Below are 19,145 nucleotides of genomic sequence, written 5' to 3'. Positions count from 1 at the left end.
AGCGAATTTAAGAAAAAAATCAGACCCGGGGTTTCCAGGGAATTTCTTCGGCGCCGAGTTTGTGGCCCACCCATCGCGCGAGTACAAAGAGGTAGTCGCTGAGACGGTTGAGGTATTTGAGTACCAATGGTTCTATGAACATATCGTGCTGTTGCATGCCTACGCAGAGGCGTTCAGCACGGCGGCATACACAGCGGGCTACGTGGCAGGTGGATACCGCAACGTGGCCGCCAGGCAGGATGAATGATTTCATGACAGGCAGTTCTTCATTCATCGCATCGATCCGCTTTTCCAGCAGGGTAATATCTTCTTCGTGTAAGTCGGGGATAAGCAGCTTGGTTTCTTTCTCAGGATCACAGGCTAATGCTGCGCCTATGGTGAAGAGGCGGTCCTGAATTTCTTTCAGCAGCAGCCTGGTATCCGGATCAGCGATATGATCATTGACCAGGCCGACAAAAGAGTTCAGTTCATCAACGGTACCGTAGGCATCAATGCGTATATCGCTTTTGGGTACTTTGGTGCCGCCTATGAGCGCTGTCTTTCCTTTGTCGCCCGTTTTGGTGTATATCTTGAGTGACATGATGATGATAGTTTATCCGTGCATGGCTACTTTTTCATTGACCCTGTCGGATTCAATGATGCCGTCGCGCAGACGTATGATGCGTCTGGCATGGTCTGCGATGTCTTCCTCGTGTGTTACCAGTACTACAGTATTGCCGGATGAGTGGATACTGCCGAATATTTCCATGATTTCCACAGAAGTTTTGGTATCCAGGTTTCCGGTAGGTTCATCCGCCAGTATCAGGGAGGGATCATTTACAAGTGCGCGGGCAATAGCCACACGTTGACACTGACCACCGGAAAGCTCATTGGGTTTATGTTTGGCGCGGTCGCCCAGCCTTACTTTCTCCAGCATGTGCATGGCCCTTTCTTCTCTTTCCTTCCTGCCTATACCAGCATAGATAAGTGGAACAGCCACATTTTCAAGTGCAGTAAGACGAGGCATGAGGTTGAACTGCTGGAAGACAAAGCCGATTTCTTTCCCACGCACCAGGGCAAGGGCGTTGTCGTCCATTGTGCTTACATCATGTCCGCTGAGAATGTATTTTCCGGCGGAGGGGGAATCCAGGCATCCGAGGATGTTCATCAGGGTGGATTTACCGGAACCTGAAGGGCCCATCAGCGCTACATATTCGTTCTTAAAAATGTCCAGTGATACCCCTTTGAGTACCGGGAGTTCATTTTTTCCAAGGAAATAGCTTTTCCTGATATCTTCGAGGTGAATGACGGACTTTTTCATGCAGGGTTATTTCTTGATGATTTTCGGCACCTTAAAATATTCATCAGTAGCTGCCGGTGCATTTTGCAGCGCCTGTTCTCGTGTTATGGAAGGGAGTACACGGTCTTCCCTGAACACATTATAATCATCAGTCAGATGCAATAAGGGTTCTACCTGTGTGGTATCCAGCTCATTCAGCTTTTCCACGAAAGTAATCATCCGCTGCAGGTCTCCACGGATCTCCGTTTTTTCTGCTGCATTAAATTCCAATCTTGCCAGGTCTGCCAGTTGTTGCACGAGGGCGTCGTTCACTTCCATAATCAAATTAAATCAAAAGATAATAAATTCTAAAGGCTAAAAAGGATGTATTCTCAAAATTAGGGATAAATGGATTAATACAATAGCTTTCGTATAAAGGGAGCCTTACTTTTAACGCTATTTAAACTAAAACCTGCCTTCGCAGCGCAAAAAGCTGTCAGTATTAATTATCTTGCGTCCTGTTATGACTAAAGAAAAAGAAATTGTAGTGAGCGGCATACGCCCCACTGGAAACTTACATTTAGGTAATTATTTTGGCGCCATCCGTAACTATATCCGGATGCAGGAGGAGTTCAACTGTTATTTTTTTGTGGCGGACTGGCACTCCCTTACTACACATCCTGATCCTAAAGACCTGAAGGGAAATGTGATACGTGTGCTGGCAGAGAATATTGCATCTGGCCTTGATCCCGAAAAAGCAACGCTCTATGCACAGAGCGATGTTCCTGAAATAGCTGAGTTGTATCTCTTAATGAATATGCTGGCTTATGTAGGCGAGCTGGAGAAGGTGCCTACCTTTAAAGATAAGGTGCGCCAGCAGCCGCAGAACGTTAATGCCGGCCTGCTTACTTACCCTGTACTGATGAGTGTGGATATATTAATCCAGCGTGCCGTGAAAGTGCCTGTAGGAAAGGATCAGGGACAACACCTGGAAATGGCGAGGAACTTCGCGCAGCGTTTTAACCACCGCTACGGGGATCTGTTCCCTGAGCCGGTAGCATTTAACTATGGAGATAACCTCATCCGCATTCAGAGTCTCGATGGTAAAGGCAAAATGAGCAAGAGTGAAAATGAAATGGCGACTATCTATCTCAACGACAGCGATGAGAAGATCCGTCAGAAACTGAAGAAGGCTAAAACGGACAGTGGTAGCGGTATTCCGGGTGAGCCTATGCCGGAATCCATACAGAATCTTTTCGAGCTGATGAAACTCGTATCTACTCCTGATACGATAAAATCTTTTGAAGAGGCCTATAATAATCAGTCGATCCGTTACGGAGATATGAAAACACAGCTGGGTGAAGACATGGTGAAGTTCGTTGCGCCTATTCGTGATAAAGCGGCCGAATTGCAGCGTGATACCACCTACATAGAGAAAATAATGAAGACCGGAGCAGAGAAAGCGCGGGCAAATGCGGCACAGACTTTGCAACAGGCGAGGAAACTCATTGGGCTAAATTATTATTGAAATTATCACTACTTGTAGTTATTTTCAATAAATATGTATCACCTTTCATAGCATGGCAAAACAAAATAAGATCAAGCATATAGCTGTCGCGGGAAATATTGGCGCCGGCAAAACCACATTAACGGAAATGCTTTGCAGGCACTACAAATGGCATCCGCAATATGAAGATGTGGAGCATAATCCTTACCTGAATGATTTCTACGAAGACATGCCCCGCTGGTCTTTCAATCTCCAGATATACTTTCTCAACGGAAGATTGAAGCAGCTGCTTGAAATACAGAACGGGAAAGAAACGGTGATTCAGGACCGCACGATCTATGAGGATGCGCACATCTTTGCGCCTAACCTCTATGAGATGGGGTTGATGACTAAAAGAGATTTTGATAACTATTTCAATTTCTTTGAAACGCTGAAGAGTATGGTCAAACCACCAGACCTGCTTATTTATCTGCAAGCATCTGTACCTACCCTGGTGGCGCAAATTCAGAAAAGAGGCCGTGAATACGAAGAGAACATCCGCCTCGACTACCTGAAACGCCTGAATGAATATTATAACAACTGGATTGAGAAGTATAAAGAAGGACCACTCCTGGTAATTGACATCGACAAGAATAAATTTCCCGAAAGTGATGAAGATCTTGGGGAGATTATTTCCAAGATAGATTCGCAGTTATATGGTCTCTTTTAGCATTGATTAGTCTGATAAATAAAGATGTCAGCGAGTGATTGTCAGGACTGTGATTGGTGTGATTGATTTGATTATTCTGATGAACGAAGATAAAAGCGAAAGACCCGTTTAGAATGATTTCTAAACGGGTCTTTCGCTTTTCATATTTCAATCGTAGCATTAAGTCCACCTATACTCCGCATTTCATTCGATATTAGTATACTATACATCCGATATTACTATACTATTGACCGTAGAAACCTCTCTCTATTTCCGGTTAAAATCGAAAGAACCGGAAAAAAACCGCAGTTTACAATTGGTTAACCGCTGCCACTTTCCCGTTGTTTATTTTCGCTTGTATATTATTGTTTGTTAAACCCGGTTACTGATTAACCATGAAAAAATTGATGTTGACCCTTTTCTGTACACAACAGACTCTTGTGTTGTGTGCGCAATCATTACTGGCTCCTCTTGGTAAGGATAATGCCGGAGGAAGCTATAGCCGACATTTTCAGGACGTTTTTACAGCGGCATATTCGCCAGCCGGATTATCATGTATAGCGCATTTCAGTGCAGGTGCATATGCAGAGAGGCGGTTTATGCTGGCAGCAATACCATTGTATGCTTTGTCTGTAGCTGTTCCTGCCCGGAGTGGTGCATTTGGCGCTGGTGTTGTGCGGGCAGGCAATAGCTTTTATTATCAGCAGCGTGTAAGCAGCGCTTATGGAAGAACAATAGGGAAACGTGCGGGGATCGGCGTACAGTTTAATTACATAACAGAAACGCTGAGGGGATATGGAGCGCGGGATAATTTTTCCTTTGATTTAGGGGTCTTGTTTCACATCAGTGAAAAGGTGCATGCGGGAGCGGTACTTAGCAGAACTGCGGATAGGCAGTTGGATTACAGTGTAGGAGTAGGTTTTGAGGCATCGCGGGATTGCCTTCTGTCTTCGTCGCTAGTAAAAGCGGGGGGTGAGCCGGCTTGGGTAAAGGTGGCTGCTTATTACAAGATAGTGCCCCGGCTGGCTCTACAGTTGGGAGTGGCCACACAACCACCCTATAATAACGCCGCTGTGGTATTGCAGCTACGTACTTTCCGGCTGATCACCGGCGCCGGTTTTCATCCTCAACTGGGTATCACTCCTTCAACCGCTATCATATGGCAACAGGCATCCGCGGAGTAATAGCACTGCTACTGTTATGTGCAGGGCATTGTGTTTTTGCGCAGGAACCGGACTTGCCTGTTGCTATCCAGAACCAGCTGGAACGTGAGGCTTCGGCGTCTTCCATGGCGCCGGAAGATGATGCTGTATGGCAACACCTGGATGCATTGACCAAGCATAAGATCTCTTTGAATGATGCGGATGAGGTACAGTTACAATCGTTAGGATTGCTTACGCCAATACAGATCAGTAATCTTCTTACTTACAGGAAGCTTCTGGGCAACCTGGTAAGTATCTATGAATTACAGGCTGTTCCTGGCTTTGAACTGAACTTAATAAAACGCATACTGCCTTACGTGAAAGTGGAGGAAGGATTCGAGCCGGTATACACGCTGCATGATTATCTGCACAGAGGTGATCACTCGGTATTACTTCGTAGCAGTATGCCTCTGGAGAAGGCTAAAGGTTATCTGCATACTGATAGTACGCTGCCTCATTATAACGGGAGTCCGCTGAAACTGTTTATACGTTACCGTTATAGTTTGCCCCGGCATGTCAGCTGGGGTATCACCATGGAGAAAGATGGCGGAGAGTCTTTTTTTAGTGGTGCACAGCGACAGGGATTTGATTTCTACAGTGCACATTTTTTTATCAGGGATTACAGGAATATAAAAGCCCTCGCTATTGGCGACTTCACTGTGAATCTTGGCCAGGGCCTACTCAACTGGCAATCGCAGGCGTATGGGAAAGGCGCTTCTGTGATGCAGGTGAAGAGAGAAGGAGATATTCTACGGCCATACACCTCTGCAGGGGAGTATTACTTTTTCAGGGGAGGAGGAATTACGCTGCGGCAGGGTGCATTTCAGCTCACTGCTTTTGCATCGTGGCGCCAACTCGATGGCACAATAACGTCAGCGGATACACTATCAGATGATGCGGTGGCAGCGGCATTGATCAGCAGCGGGTATCACCGTTCACAGGCGGAGGTGGAAAAGAAAGGAACATTGCGGCAGTTAAGCGGGGGAGGTGCTGTCCGATATTTTGCCGGCAGATGGCAGGTTGGCGTAAATACTATCTGTCATATGCTGGAACCAGCATTACAGAAAGTAAGGGAACCTTATAATCAGTTTGATTTTACCGGGAACCGGTTATATGCAGCGAGCCTTGATTACAGTGGTACCTGGAAGAATATGCATCTCTTTGGAGAGGCGGCTTTTAGTAATAACGGAAAACCGGCTGTGATGCAGGGATTGCTGGTAAGTATTGCTCCTGCCGCAGATATTGCGCTGGTATACCGCTACTATGATAAAGGTTATCAGTCTTTTTATGCAAAAGGGTTTGGGGATAACTACCGGACGGTGAATGAACAGGGATTTTATACGGCTATATCATTGAGGCCGGGACGACGTGTTCAGTTGGATGCCTATGCGGACGTTTTTCGTTTTCCCTGGCTGAAATACCGTAGTAGTGCGCCATCGGGAGGAATGGAGTTTTTCTTGCAGGGGATCTACACTTCGGGTAAAAGTACTACTGCGCTACTAAGGTATACTTATCGTAAAGGGAATACCAATACTACTGTGCCGGGTAATCCGCTGAGAGTTCTGTCTGATATAACGTCAACGAGCATACGATTTCAGTGTAGCCGGCAGTGCGGGCGGCAATTGCTGATCAAAGTAAGGGGAGACTGTAATGTGTATGTATCAGCAAGTGGTCAGCAACAGGGTTGGTTGTTTCTGTCTGATGTTGCCTGGAAGCTGCGACATTCGCCGTTTTCCGTAAATGCCCGGATAGCAAGATTTCTGACGGACAGCTATAATACCCGGATATATGCTTATGAAAGCGGGGTATTGTATGAAAATGCAGTTTCCCAGTTATATGGTAATGGTTGGCAGTACTATGTTAATCTGAAATGCAAGATAAGTCGTAGGATGTCGTCCTGGATTAGGTTTCATCAGACCTGGTATGAAGGGGTAAACGGTATCGGGAGTGGTTGGGATATGATAAATGGGCATATAAAATTTACACTGCAGTTACAGATACAGTATGTTTTTCCCTGAGATTATTTTTTATTATCATAGGATAATGACGATGTGGAAAAAATAAATGATTGATAATGAGATGATTGAGACCTATTTCTTAGTGTCTGTTAAAATAATGTTAACTATAATTAGTATGGAATGCAATTTTTTTATATCTTGGAGTTGTTCAACCAAAATCTAAATCAAAATTATTCATCAATGGTCACTTCTACTTTACTCGTGCTTCGCCGTGGTGGTTAGTTATCATTTTGCTTAGGTTTACCCACAACATCTTGTCACGCTTCCAGTAAATGATTTCTGTCAATTGGGACATAAACAAACAGCGTAATCATATAAGTATTTCTACCGGCCAATGATTTAACAGCTAGCTTGGTTTGTTTCGTATGCAATCAAATTAACTGGGGATATGCCCCCCTATTTCTTATTCAACCAAAATCTGAATCTTTTTATGAAAAAGGTGTCACTCCTTATGGCCCTCCCTATGGCCTGTGTCACTCTCGCCTATGCCCAGCAGCGGGAGGTAAAAGGCACTGTAACAGGCAGCGACGGCAGTCCTGTTTTATTGGCCACTGTTCAGGTTAAAGGTACTTCTACCGGTACTACCACTGACAAACAAGGTCATTTCAGCCTCAATGTAAAAAATGATAACACTGTACTTATTATCCGCAGCGTTGGATTTATAAGTCAGGAAGTGAAAGTAGGTACTCAATCTGCTCTTTCTGTAGTGCTGCAGGTAGATAACAAAGCCTTGCAGGAAGTAGTGGTAACTGCATTGGGCATCAAACAAGAAAAGAAAGCTATCGGTTATTCTGCACAAGATCTGAAAGGTGAAGAACTGACCAGAACGGCGCCATCTAACCCACTCGCTGCACTCTCCGGTAAGGTAGCCGGTGCTACTATTATCTCCGCTTCAGGTACACCTGGCGCTGCAGTAAGGGTACAGATGCGCGGTGCTACCACTATTCTCGGAAGTAACCAACCTCTCTTTGTGATCGATGGTCTGCCTGTTGATAACAGTGAAACCAATACGTCGGGTGATGCTACCGGTACCGCTGGTGTAATGCAATCCAACAGGATGGTGGATATCAACCCGGATGATGTGGAAAGTATTACAATGCTGAAAGGACCGGCAGCAGCGGCATTGTACGGTAGCCAGGCATCCAATGGCGCTGTGATTATTACTACCAAAAAAGGGAAGAGAACCACTGATGGGAGGACTTTCAATGTATCTTATGGTATTACCGTAAACTTTGACAAAGTAAGCCAGTTACCGGAACGACAAAATAAATACGGGCAGGGTATCGGCGCCTTATCACATCCAGGTGATCCCTCTGGTCCCAAACAATATTCATTCGGACCTGCTATAGATACATTGGTATTTGATGGTAACAGTAATTACCTATGGGACAAAAATGGTATGCTGGTAGGCAAGAGCCAGAACCCTGGCGGAAAGCCGGCTATCGTTTATGACCCCTATGACTTTTTCCGCACCGGTGTTGGTACACAGCATAACCTGTCAGTGAGCGGTGGTAGCCCAAATCTTGGTTATCGTGCCTCCGTATCACACTTCTATCAGGAAGGTATGATTCCCCTGAGCAATTTTAAAAAGACCACTATTTCATTTTCCACAGATTATAAGTTTACAGACAACTTCAGTCTATTCACTACTTTGAACTATGTTAATTCAGGCGGCCGCCGTGTACAGCAGGGTAGTAACCTTAGTGGTATCATGCTGGGGCTTTTGAGAACCACGCCTACATTTGATAACTCCAATGGCGTTTCTGATCCTACTGATCCTGCTGCCTATTTACTGGGTGACAACAGCGGAGACCAACGTAGTTATCGCGGAAGGGGTATCTATGATAACCCATATTGGACGATCAATATGAACCCTTACAAAGACGATGTGCAACGCGCATTCGGCACAATCGGGGGTACTTACAGACCATTTGAATGGTTGTCGATTACCGAAAGGTTCGGTGGCGATTACTCTCTCGATAACCGTAAACAGATCTTCTCAAAGAACTCAGGCGGATTCCCGGATGGCCAATACTTTGAAGACCAGTTAAGCACATTGGTGATCAACAACGATCTGTATGCAACCCTTACAAAGAAGGCTGGTCTTTTTGATTATTCACTGCTCGTTGGTCAGAACGTTTATGATCTCAGGACAAAATATCTGCATTTACAGGGCGATGGACTGAGCGGTAATGATTTCCAGGGAATCACCAACACCAGCAGTAATTCATTATCCATCAAGAATTCACAACAGCGCAGGGTGGCGTTTTATGCTAAAGCAAACGTGGCATTCGATAATTACCTGTTTCTGGAATTAACCGGCAGGTATGAGTCCAGCAGCACCTTACCTGTATCTAATCAGTGGTACTTCTATCCAACTGCAAGTCTTGGATATGTTTTTTCCGATGGATTGAAACTTAAAAATGACTTCTTCTCCTATGGTAAAGTGCGTCTGGCATTTTCCAGTGTGGGGCGGGGGCTGAGCCCATACAGGCTTCAGACTTACTATGGTCAGACTGCACCCGGAGATGGTTGGACTAATGGTATTGTTTTCCCATTCAATAGTCTTGTGGGTTATTCCAAAAGTGCGACGTTGGGTAACTCCACCCTCAAAGCAGAGAAAACAAACCAATTTGAGGTGGGTACAGAACTGCGCTTCCTCAAAGACAGGATCAGTATTGATTACACCTATTATAAGGGCAAAAGTAAAGGCCTGCTGAACCAGGTAAGTATTGCGCCCAGCAGTGGTTACACTTCTGTATTTCTGAATGCGGCATCTATGACCAACCAGGGGCATGAGCTGACTGTAGGTATTACACCTATACGTAATAAAAATGTAGACTGGAACATTACTGTCAACTATGCACAGAACCGCAACAAAGTAGTGGAACTGGCAGAAGGTATTGACAGATTTGATTTCAACGGATTTACCGGCATCTTTGTCTCTGCGATAGTTGGTAAACAGTATGGTTCCTTATATGGAACCGGTTATGTGAAAGATGACCAGGGTCGCCTTGTTATTAACGATCAACCTGGAGCTGACCAGGGATTGCCTATCGTATATACCCCTCTTCAATACCTGGGAGATGTGAATCCTAAATGGTCAGGTTCTATTGGCAACACACTCAACGTTAAAGGATTTATTCTCAGCTTCCTGTTTGAAACCAAACAAGGGATGGATATGTGGAATGGTACATGGGGAGCCATGACAAACTTTGGAACCAGTGCTAACACGCTGGAAAGAGGTACCCAGAAAGTATTTGAAGGCGTTAAAGGACACCTGGACGATAACGGAAATCTCGTAACGAAGGGAGAGAAAAATGATCTGAAAGGAAACCTGACTGACAGATACTACAGGGGTATTGGCAGCGGGTTTACAGTTAATGAACCCTTTATTCAGGATGCGAGCTGGGTGCGTTTGAGAGAAGTATCTATCGGATACAGATTGGAAGGAAAGGCAATCTTCAAGAAACAGAAACCGTGGTTCCGCGCCATCACCCTGACTGCAATCGGCAGAAACCTCTGGTTACATACCAAGTACACTGGCGTGGATCCTGAAACAAGTCTGTTCGGAACGCAGGAAGCACAAGGGTTTGATTACTTCAACAATCCTGGTTCCAAGACTTATGGTTTCAGTGCAAAGTTTGACTTCTAACCCAATCATTAAAATCGAAAATTATGACTATCATAAATAAAGCAATAGCCGTTGCGAGTTTCGCTTTGTTTTTAACCATTGGCTCGGGTTGTAAAAAATACCTCGATGTTAATACTAATCCTGATAACCCGGTGGACGCCCCTCCAGCCGCTATTTTAACAGGCGCGGAAGTTACAGCAGGGTTTGTGCTCGGCGGCGCAGACTTTTCTCTTGCAGCAGGTGTGCTTACCAACCAGGTAGATGGCGCCAGCCAGCAGTTCGAATCCTATCAGCAATACCAGCTAGTGGCGGATAATTTTACAAACGCGTGGGCGAGCATATACCAGGGGACATTGAACGACCTGGGGGAATTGCGGAAAATCGCAGAACCTAAGAAATGGTACTTCTACAATGGCGTGAGTAAAATACTTACGGCCTATATACTCGGAACGACCACCGACATGTGGGGAGATGTACCATACAGTGATGCTTTCAAAGGTATAGCGGGACAATACAAAGCTAAGTTCGACAAGCAACAGGACATCTATACAACCATTGATGGGCTGCTCACATCTGCACTGGCAGATCTGAACCAGCCGCAGCCGGGTGCTCTCCCTGGTGGCAATGATGTGATCTATGGTGGTGAGAGTTCGTTGTGGATCAAGTTTGCCAATTCATTCCGTCTGCGTAATCTTATCCATCTTACAAAGAAAGATCCGGCGGGAGCAGCTCAGAAGGTGATAACAGCTGCAAATGCAGCAGGAGGCTTGATAGAGGCTGGCGAAGAAGCTACCGTTGCATTTCTGAACGATCCCTCAAGAGCCAACCCTATTCAGCAGTTTAATGCACAGCGTACAGGTTATGTTGAGTATGACAACTCTTTCCTGATCACCCAGATGAAGGCGTTGAGCGATCCCCGTGTGGCCAAGTATCTGCCGGGTGGGTTCTACGATGACAAAGCATCACCCGTGTTGCTCATGACAAACTATGAGGTGAATTTTATCCTGGCGGAGGCGCACATACGTCTTGGTCACGTTGCAGAAGCAAAGACCTACTATGAAGCTGGCGTACTTGGCTCTTTTGCAATGGTGAAAGCCACACCGGGCAGCTATCTCAGCAAACCAGCGGTGAGCTTCGATGCTGCTGCAACAAACGAAGACAAGCTGAAACTGATCATGACGCAGAAGTATTATGCTATGTATCTGCAATCAGAATCATTCACAGACTGGCGCCGTACTGGTTATCCGGTATTGACCTCTAAAAATCCCGGAGTGGAAATTCCCAGGCGTTTCCCTTACCCGCAGTCAGAACTGTCTTACAATCTGGCCAATGTGCCCACCGGCATTTCCCTGACTACAAAAATGTGGTGGGATCAATAAAAACAGATGATATTGAAAATGAAAAGCCCTGCGGTTATTCGCGGGCTTTTCATTTTCAGGGACTGCGTCTCACAGCGGATGTACGGAATAACCGCAGACAGCAGGTGTAGTACATACATTGTTCTGGGAGCAGCCTTCGTATAAGGTGCCCATGTTACAACGTACCTGCACGGTTGGGCATTGGCCGGAGCCCATACAAGGACCGTTTGCCTGTATGGTATCCTTTACATCTACGCCGCCGTTTACGAATCTCATCTCATCATGATTGAGATTAACAATGATTTTTTTGTCAAGCAGCAGCTTTTTGGAAAACTTTTTTTCTTTCATGGCGGAATGTTTATCAGGTTAATTAATAGACTGGCGAAGGAAAAATGAGGTTGGAGCTGTGGGTGAAAAGCCTGTCAGTAACAAAAAAGTAAATGTTTTTTATCTCCCTGCAAAAAAAGTTCAGCGCTCGACAATATTGAAAACACTGGCAAAACAGGATAAAATAGTGGTCGGGTTAATATTAATTAGTAAAAAGAGGGCCAAGTGAGCCCTCTTTTTCTATTTTTGTACCGCTAAATCTTTCAATATGGAAAATCAGCATGAAGAACAGAATCAGCTCAATATCGAACTGAATGAAGAAATTGCAGAAGGTCAATACGCTAATCTGGCTATTATTACCCATTCCAATGCAGAATTTGTGGTGGATTTTGTAAATGTGATGCCTGGCCTGCCTAAAGCAAAAGTCAAGTCCCGCATAATACTCACTCCTCAGCATGCCAAGCGCTTTATGAAGGCAATGCTTGACAATATCAAGAAATATGAATCTGTTCATGGTACTATTCAGGATCAGGAGCCGGTTTCATTACCCATGAATTTTGGTGGACCTACCGCACAGGCTTAATTTTTCAGCATGGAACAGCGCTTTTCTTATCATCACCTGTGGGAGTTTACCAAAGAGGTGTTTATCCGCATGGGTTGCTCGCTTGAGCATGCGAAACTGGCCAGTGAAGTATTACTGGCAGCCGATCTCAGAGGAATCGATTCGCACGGTATCGCGCGTTTGTCTGGTTATGTGCGCCTTTGGGAGGCCAAGCGTATCAATGCTCAACCCAATATCCGTATTGTTCACGAAACGCCCAGTACTGCTGTAATTGACGGCGACGCCGGCCTGGGGCTGGTGGTGGCGCCTTACGCGATGGAAGTAGCGATACAGAAAGCGAGCGCAGTAGGTACCGGATGGGTGAGTGTGAAGAACTCCAATCACTTTGGTATTGCGGGCTATCATGCAATGAAAGCCCTGGAACATGATATGATCGGCATGGCTATGACCAATGCCAGCCCGCTGGTGGCGCCGACATTCGCCAAAGAACGTATGCTGGGCACTAATCCTATCGCTGTGGCTATACCGGCCAAGGAGCAACCGCCTTTTGTCGCAGATTTTGCTACCACCACTGCGGCGAATGGCAAACTGGAAATACTGCAGCGTAAAAACCAGGAAGCGCCTTCCGGATGGATACAGGACAAAGATGGTAACCCAAGTACCAACCCGCATGAACTCAAGGATGGGGGAGCTTTGCTGCCTCTGGGGGGTGACCGTGAGCACGGAAGCCATAAAGGGTATTGTTTGGGAGCAATTGTTGATATATTTTCGGCCGTTCTTTCCGGTGCTAATTATGGCCCGTGGGCGCCTCCGTTTGTAAGTTTCCTTCCGCTGGCCCCCGATCCTGTCGGGGAAGGGCTGGGACATTTCTTCGGCGCTATGCGGGTAGATGCATTCAGGCCGGCAGATGAGTTTAAAACGCACATGGATACCTGGATCAACCGTTTCAGAAATGCCACGCCGGTGGCCGGAAAACAAGTGCTGATCCCGGGAGATCCGGAAAGGGAAATGTATCATCAGCGGTTGCAGGACGGTATCCCCGTTTTAGCGCCAGTGGTGAAGGATATGAAGGACGTCGCTACAAAATTCAATCTGAACTTTTAAAATTCATTCATTCACATAAACCGCCCGGAATAAGGCTTATGCAGGATTTCAGGTAGCCAGCTAAAAATAAATATACTCAGATGAAAGTGTTAAAATTTGGTGGAACCTCCGTGGGAAAACCAGAGCGTATGAAGTCAATAGCACAGCTGATCACACAGGATCAGGACCAAAAAATTGTGGTATTGTCTGCATTATCGGGTACTACAAATGCCCTGGTAGAAATTGGCCAGTCATTGTCGGAAGGTAAGAAGGCACAGGCCAAGCAGCAGATAGATAAGCTGGAACAGCATTACCGCTCTTTCTGTGATGAACTGGTGCGAACTGAGGCCGGCCGTAACAATGCCAAGGTCATTGTTGATGAACACTTCGAATTTCTGAATATTATTCTGAAGATCTCCTTCAATGAGGCACTGAATAAAGACATCCTCGCCCAGGGCGAATTATTGTCTACCCGCCTGTTCTCAGCTTATCTTGAAGAAACGGGTATCCCGGCAGTGCTGTTGCCAGCGCTCGATTTCATGAGCATTGACGAATATGAGGAGCCCGAAATTCCGAAAATCAAGATTAAACTGGGTAATCTGATCAATGCCAACAAGGGCCAGCTGATCTTTGTTACGCAGGGGTATATCTGCCGTAACGCCAGGGGCGAAGTGGATAACCTGAAACGTGGTGGCAGCGACTATTCAGCATCTCTTATCGGGGCAGCGATCCAGGCAGCCGAAATCCAGATCTGGACGGATATTGACGGCATGCATAATAACGACCCGCGTGTTGTGGATAAAACGTTCCCGATCGAACAGTTGTCTTTTGATGAGGCTGCGGAACTTGCTTACTTTGGAGCTAAGATCCTTCACCCTGCTTCTATATGGCCAGCGCAGCATTTCAACATCCCGGTGAAATTGCTGAACACGATGCAGCCTGAAGCTAAAGGCACAATTATCACTGAATTGCCCAATGGCAGCGGTGCTAAAGCGGTAGCTGCAAAAGATGGTATCATTGCTATCAAGATCAAGTCCAGCCGCATGCTGCTGGCTTATGGCTTCCTGCGTAAGATTTTCGAGGTGTTCGAAAAGTACCGCACACCGATCGATATGATCACCACCTCTGAAGTGGCCGTTTCTCTTACGATTGATAATGAGCAGCACCTGGATCAGATCCTGAAAGAACTGCAGCCTTTCGGTACTGTTGAACTGGATTATAACCAGACTATCGTTTCTATTGTGGGTAACGAAGTAGCCGCTACGCCTTCTATCATCACCAGGCTTTTCTCTGCCATGGACGAGATTCCTTTGCGTATGATTTCCTATGGTGGCAGCAGGCATAACATTTCTATCCTCATTAATGGTCAGTATAAAACAAAAACATTGCAGGTGCTGAATAAAGGTCTCTTCGGACTGTGATTTTTGTGATTTTTTTGATTGTCCTGATGAGCGAAAATAAAAGCGGAAGGCCCATTTAGATTGATTCTAAATGTGCCTTCCGCTTTTATCTTTATTATTCTCCGTTCGTATCTGTAGCCTTCACTCATCAGGACAATCAAAAGAATCAAAATAAATCACTGTCACTTTTTGCTCAGACGTTGGTCAAACAAAAAGGGCTGCATGTTGGTAATCGTGATCCGTTCTGCTTCTGGGTGCAAAGGGTTAATAAGATAGTTGAACTCTTCCGGTATTACCACGGAAGGAATCCTGAGTACGGCATATTTGGAGGTTTCGATCCACTCGTCGCCAATACACTGCAACTCAGGATCCGGAGCCAGTGACTGCCATCCGGAGGGCAGATCCTGTTTGGCCATTGCCTTGATGGTAATATCATCCGGAATATGAATAGTAGCGATACAGAAATCCTGCACGATATTTTTCAGTGGAATGTGCACCAGCACTTCCAGCGCAGATAAAGCTCTGCTACCGGCTGTATAGACAATTGCATGTCCCGGGCTGTTCCAGCGGCCACCATAAAGACGCGCACCGGTTCCGCTCAGGTCATTGATGTAAGCGCACTTACTGATCCTGTATACGTCCATGAGGGAGAAATCGTTAATTATGCAAATAGGCCATGTTCAATCCGGCCCAGCTCATCCAGAATGAGTTGAAAGCCGAAAGTAGTGTCTAAAAGCGAAATAGGGAGTTGATAGTTGAAGGCAGGTAATGGAGTTCTCATCCATTCTTTGAAATTCTCGAGGTTACCAAATACTTCGGTGCCTCTCTGGTACAATTGTGACAGCAAAATAGCCCGTTCTGACGTGTCTGCGGAAAGCTTGGCGTCGTCTGAGTAGCGTTGCAGGGTTCTTTCTGAAATGTGTAACACCTGTGCCAGCTCCGCCAGTGAAAATGATAACTGCCTACTCAGGTTCAGCAGGGCTCTTTTGATAATCCCGCTGCGGGAAAGCTGTATATATTCGAAGTACCCGTGGCCGGCCACATAGGTCGCACCTGGCTCTTCAATGATCATTAATGCATTCTCCTGCACATGGTATCCTTTAATATGTTTCATAATACCCGACATTTGACACAAAAATAGAACATTTTGTCCGATTTATAACTTTTTATCTTCAAAATATCCGATTTTCCGCATTTCATTGATTTCCAGTGTTAGAACGCCATACTCAGCTACTACTTTTCCATGAAGAATATAAAACCCGTTCTTCTGAAAGGGATATCGCCGCAAGCTCTCCGGAAAATGGACTGTATCTATAAAAGCGGCTTCTCTGTCCAGGAAAGTGCCGAAACACATTGGCTCTCCTTTGGATGTGCGCATGGATTTAGTGGTAACGAGATATCCGAGGGCGACAACAGATTGATTGATGTAATTACCGAACTCACGGGCAGGGGTATACGAAGATTGATCATGAGCCAGTACATCAAATGGAGAATTGAGGGGAAAACCCAGCAGGTCTATTTCATCAAAAGCATCTTCGTGTTCATGATGAGCCAGTTCAGGTAACTCGCAGGAAACGGGACCGGATCTGAATAATGATATGCTCTGTGTGTTGCCTGGTTCTTTCTGTTTAACCAGCAGGCTGCTTTTCCACAGTAAAGCTTTTTTGCTTTGACCGGTGAAATTGAAACAGCCAATGCGGATCAGTATCTCCAATTGCTCTGCGCCTGGCGCCAGCCGGCCGGTAAAATCTTCCAGGTGAAGAAAGGGGCCGGTGGCTTTTCTCTCTTCCAGTATGCGATTTGCCAGTGTTTGTTCCAGTCCTTCTATGTGAATCAGTCCTACGTATACATCTGTGCCTTTAATTTTCGTATAGTAGTCACTGTTATTGATACAAGGGGGGGATATTTTTGCCCCGGTTTTTTCCAGTTCCCGGAAATACAGCTCTCTGTCGTAAAAACCGCCGAAGTTATTGATCACTGCTACCATAAACTCAGCGGGGAAATAGGTTTTCAGGTAAAGGCTCTGATAACTCTCTACAGCAAAGCTGGCGGAGTGTGCTTTGGAAAAGGAGAAATTGGCGAAGCTGGCAATTTGCCGCCACACCTCTACCGTAACATCATGGGGGCGATTTAGTTTGGCCGCGTTGAGGAAGAAACGTTGCTGGATGTTCTCAAAATCGCTGGTGCCTCTGTATTTCCCTGCCATCGCCCTGCGCAGGGTATCAGCATCTGCCAGTTCCATGTTGGCATATTTATGGGCTACTTTGATTACATCTTCCTGGTATACCATAATACCGAAGGTTTCACTGAGCAACTCTTCGAGAATAGGATGCAGGTAAGTAACCCTGTCCGGGTTGCGATAAGACTGAATATATTGCTTCATCATACCTGATTGCGCTACTCCCGGGCGTATGATGGAACTGGCCGCTACGAGGGAGAGGTAGTTGTCGCACTGCAGCTTCTGCAACAACTGCCGCATGGCCGGTGATTCTATATAAAAACAACCGATCGTGTTCACATTCTTCAGATTATGTCTCACGTTCGGATCTTCCATGAAGGCTTTTACATTGTGAATATCTATCTCTATACCTTTATTCTCTTCAATGATATCCATGGCATCCTTTATATGACCTAAGCCGCGCTGACTGAGGATGTCAAACTTATACAGGCCGATGGCTTTTGCCTGCAACATGTCCAGCTGTGCAGTGCTGAAGCCTTTGGGCGGCAGATAGGTAGTACAGTAATGATGTATAGGCGTTTCACTGATGAGAATGCCGCCGGCGTGTATGCTGAGATGATTGGGGAATGCTTTGTCCTTGTCCATCAGTTTGCTGAAGTGTGCGATCTTATGTTGTATATCATCCCCATCCAGCCGGATATCGAAACCGTTTTCCAGAATTTTGTCGATTTCTTTTTTAGGCAAGCCGTAAACCTTTCCCAACTCACGAATAACGGCATTAGTCTGGAATGTGGTTACTGTACCGAGTAGTGCGGTACGATCTGCGCCATATTTATCAAAAACATATTGGATGATTTCATCGCGGTCACGCCATGAAAAGTCGATGTCGAAATCCGGAGGGGAAGCGCGGTAGGGATTCAGAAACCGTTCAAAATAGAGATCTAACGCTACCGGATCTACGTCAGTGATCTTCAGGCAATAGGCAATAATGGAATTGGCGCCACTGCCGCGTCCTACGTAGAAGAAGCCGCGTCGCTGTGCAAATTTGATAATATCCCAGGTGATGAGGAAATAGGCTTCAAAATTTTGTTGGGCAACGATGTCGAGTTCTTTTTCTATACGTTGCAGTGCTGTAGTATGATTGGGGCCATAGCGGTACTGCATCCCTTCCAGTGCGAGCTGGCGGAGCATCTGTCTGTCTTCTTCTATGCTGTTGGTGAAACATTTTTTATTGCGTGGAATATGCAGTTTTGTTTCGATGTGGCATTGTTCCATGATGCGCAATGTATTTTCCACAATATGGGGATGTTGTTCAAACAATGCTACCAGGTTGGCGGGATGAATGAACTTGTCGCCGGGATGCCCGGCAGTATGGGGTTTCAGTTGGGTGATCAGGATATTCTGATCTATTGCGCGCAGCAGGCGGTGAAGTTCATAATGATCATTATCCTGGAAGGTAACAGGGTGGAGCACTACCAGTTTATCACTGATGGCGGCAGTATTTACTCTGAACAGTTTGTTGAGTTCACGGGGTTTTATGCCCAGTAGTTCATGTGGCAGTAGTTCATTAACGGTCCGGCTTCCCCAGGCATAAATAACAAAGGTATGATCCAGTGCAGGCGCCTGTTCAGGGAAAGGTATCTGTTGATGAAGATGATGAGAGAGAAACCGGTTGATGTTGTACCAGCCTTCCTGATTGCGTGCCAGCAGGATATATCTGAAATCACTTTCATTCCTGCATTCCAGTCCCAGTATAGGTTTGATATATTTCTCCCGGCACTTTTCCACAAACGCCCAGGCATCGGAAGTATTATTGATGTTGGTAAGTGCCAGGGAGGTAATGCCCTGCTGATGCGCCAGTTCCAGTAGTTGTTCTACATGCATGGTGCCGTACCGCAGGCTGAAAAATGTTTTACAGTTGAGATACAT

Annotated in this window: 16 protein-coding genes; 9 read left to right on the top strand and 7 right to left on the bottom strand. The window is 45.9% G+C overall.

Annotated elements, in window-relative coordinates; translation table 11 throughout:
- Nucleotides 1-19 precede the first annotated feature (19 nt).
- Genes VM802_RS21325 through gatC form a run of 3 tightly spaced genes read right to left on the bottom strand, consistent with a single transcriptional unit; the run spans nucleotide 20 to nucleotide 1,597 of the window.
- Nucleotides 20-580 carry a cob(I)yrinic acid a,c-diamide adenosyltransferase gene (locus tag VM802_RS21325; RefSeq protein WP_325534351.1) on the bottom strand — a complete coding sequence of 187 codons (561 nt, stop codon included), beginning with the start codon at nucleotides 578-580 and terminating at the stop codon, nucleotides 20-22.
- A gap of 12 nt (nucleotides 581-592) precedes the next feature.
- Nucleotides 593-1,300 carry an ABC transporter ATP-binding protein gene (locus tag VM802_RS21320; protein WP_325534349.1) on the bottom strand — a complete coding sequence of 236 codons (708 nt, stop codon included), beginning with the start codon at nucleotides 1,298-1,300 and terminating at the stop codon, nucleotides 593-595.
- Between the two features lie 6 nt (nucleotides 1,301-1,306).
- Nucleotides 1,307-1,597: an Asp-tRNA(Asn)/Glu-tRNA(Gln) amidotransferase subunit GatC gene (gene gatC / locus VM802_RS21315; protein ID WP_325534347.1), complete on the bottom strand. Its 291-nt coding sequence runs from the start codon at nucleotides 1,595-1,597 to the stop codon at nucleotides 1,307-1,309.
- 184 nt (nucleotides 1,598-1,781) lie between these two features.
- On the opposite strand from gatC, the gene trpS reads away from it, so the two are divergent.
- From trpS to VM802_RS21285, 6 genes are all read left to right on the top strand, one after another.
- Nucleotides 1,782-2,786 carry a tryptophan--tRNA ligase gene (gene trpS, locus VM802_RS21310; protein WP_325534345.1) on the top strand — a complete coding sequence of 335 codons (1,005 nt, stop codon included), beginning with the start codon at nucleotides 1,782-1,784 and terminating at the stop codon, nucleotides 2,784-2,786.
- Between the two features lie 52 nt (nucleotides 2,787-2,838).
- A complete protein-coding gene (locus VM802_RS21305) occupies nucleotides 2,839-3,474 on the top strand; it encodes a deoxynucleoside kinase (RefSeq protein ID WP_325534343.1) in 636 nt (211 codons plus the stop codon).
- A gap of 374 nt (nucleotides 3,475-3,848) precedes the next feature.
- Complete coding sequence (locus VM802_RS21300) at nucleotides 3,849-4,637, top strand: hypothetical protein (protein ID WP_325534341.1); 789 nt, start codon at nucleotides 3,849-3,851, stop codon at nucleotides 4,635-4,637.
- Nucleotides 4,613-6,673, top strand: a complete 2,061-nt coding sequence (locus VM802_RS21295) for a ComEA family DNA-binding protein (protein ID WP_325534339.1) — start codon at nucleotides 4,613-4,615, stop codon at nucleotides 6,671-6,673. The genes VM802_RS21300 and VM802_RS21295 overlap by 25 nt, the downstream gene beginning before the upstream one ends.
- A gap of 430 nt (nucleotides 6,674-7,103) precedes the next feature.
- Nucleotides 7,104-10,328: a SusC/RagA family TonB-linked outer membrane protein gene (locus VM802_RS21290; RefSeq protein WP_325534337.1), complete on the top strand. Its 3,225-nt coding sequence runs from the start codon at nucleotides 7,104-7,106 to the stop codon at nucleotides 10,326-10,328.
- A gap of 23 nt (nucleotides 10,329-10,351) precedes the next feature.
- Nucleotides 10,352-11,686: a SusD/RagB family nutrient-binding outer membrane lipoprotein gene (locus VM802_RS21285; protein ID WP_325534335.1), complete on the top strand. Its 1,335-nt coding sequence runs from the start codon at nucleotides 10,352-10,354 to the stop codon at nucleotides 11,684-11,686.
- Between the two features lie 69 nt (nucleotides 11,687-11,755).
- Here VM802_RS21285 and VM802_RS21280 read toward each other — a convergent pair whose 3' ends face one another.
- Nucleotides 11,756-12,013, bottom strand: coding sequence for a class I lanthipeptide (locus VM802_RS21280; protein WP_325534333.1), 258 nt, complete (start codon nucleotides 12,011-12,013; stop codon nucleotides 11,756-11,758).
- A gap of 247 nt (nucleotides 12,014-12,260) precedes the next feature.
- Here VM802_RS21280 and VM802_RS21275 point away from each other — a divergent pair, with 247 nt between their 5' ends.
- The 3 genes from VM802_RS21275 to VM802_RS21265 all read left to right on the top strand — a co-directional run bounded on the left by VM802_RS21275 (nucleotide 12,261) and on the right by VM802_RS21265 (nucleotide 15,058).
- Complete coding sequence (locus VM802_RS21275; protein WP_325534331.1) at nucleotides 12,261-12,575, top strand: DUF3467 domain-containing protein; 315 nt, start codon at nucleotides 12,261-12,263, stop codon at nucleotides 12,573-12,575.
- Between the two features lie 9 nt (nucleotides 12,576-12,584).
- On the top strand, nucleotides 12,585-13,658 hold the full coding sequence (locus VM802_RS21270) for an Ldh family oxidoreductase (RefSeq protein WP_325534329.1): 1,074 nt from the start codon (nucleotides 12,585-12,587) through the stop codon (nucleotides 13,656-13,658).
- Nucleotides 13,659-13,738: 80 nt separating this feature from the next.
- Complete coding sequence (locus tag VM802_RS21265; protein WP_325534327.1) at nucleotides 13,739-15,058, top strand: aspartate kinase; 1,320 nt, start codon at nucleotides 13,739-13,741, stop codon at nucleotides 15,056-15,058.
- A 161-nt stretch (nucleotides 15,059-15,219) separates the two neighbouring features.
- Here VM802_RS21265 and VM802_RS21260 read toward each other — a convergent pair whose 3' ends face one another.
- From VM802_RS21260 to VM802_RS21250, 3 genes are read right to left on the bottom strand one after another with little or no spacing between them, the layout of a single operon-like run.
- A complete protein-coding gene (locus VM802_RS21260) occupies nucleotides 15,220-15,681 on the bottom strand; it encodes an RES family NAD+ phosphorylase (protein WP_325534325.1) in 462 nt (153 codons plus the stop codon).
- Between the two features lie 17 nt (nucleotides 15,682-15,698).
- Nucleotides 15,699-16,151, bottom strand: a complete 453-nt coding sequence (gene parS, locus VM802_RS21255) for an Xre family toxin-antitoxin system antitoxin (protein ID WP_325534323.1) — start codon at nucleotides 16,149-16,151, stop codon at nucleotides 15,699-15,701.
- A gap of 42 nt (nucleotides 16,152-16,193) precedes the next feature.
- A complete protein-coding gene (locus VM802_RS21250; RefSeq protein WP_325534321.1) occupies nucleotides 16,194-19,145 on the bottom strand; it encodes a DNA polymerase III subunit alpha in 2,952 nt (983 codons plus the stop codon).

Origin of the sequence: Chitinophaga sp. (assembly GCF_035538455.1) — a bacterium.
Lineage (GTDB): Bacteria > Bacteroidota > Bacteroidia > Chitinophagales > Chitinophagaceae > Chitinophaga.
This window is presented reverse-complemented; position numbering and strand designations above follow the sequence as displayed.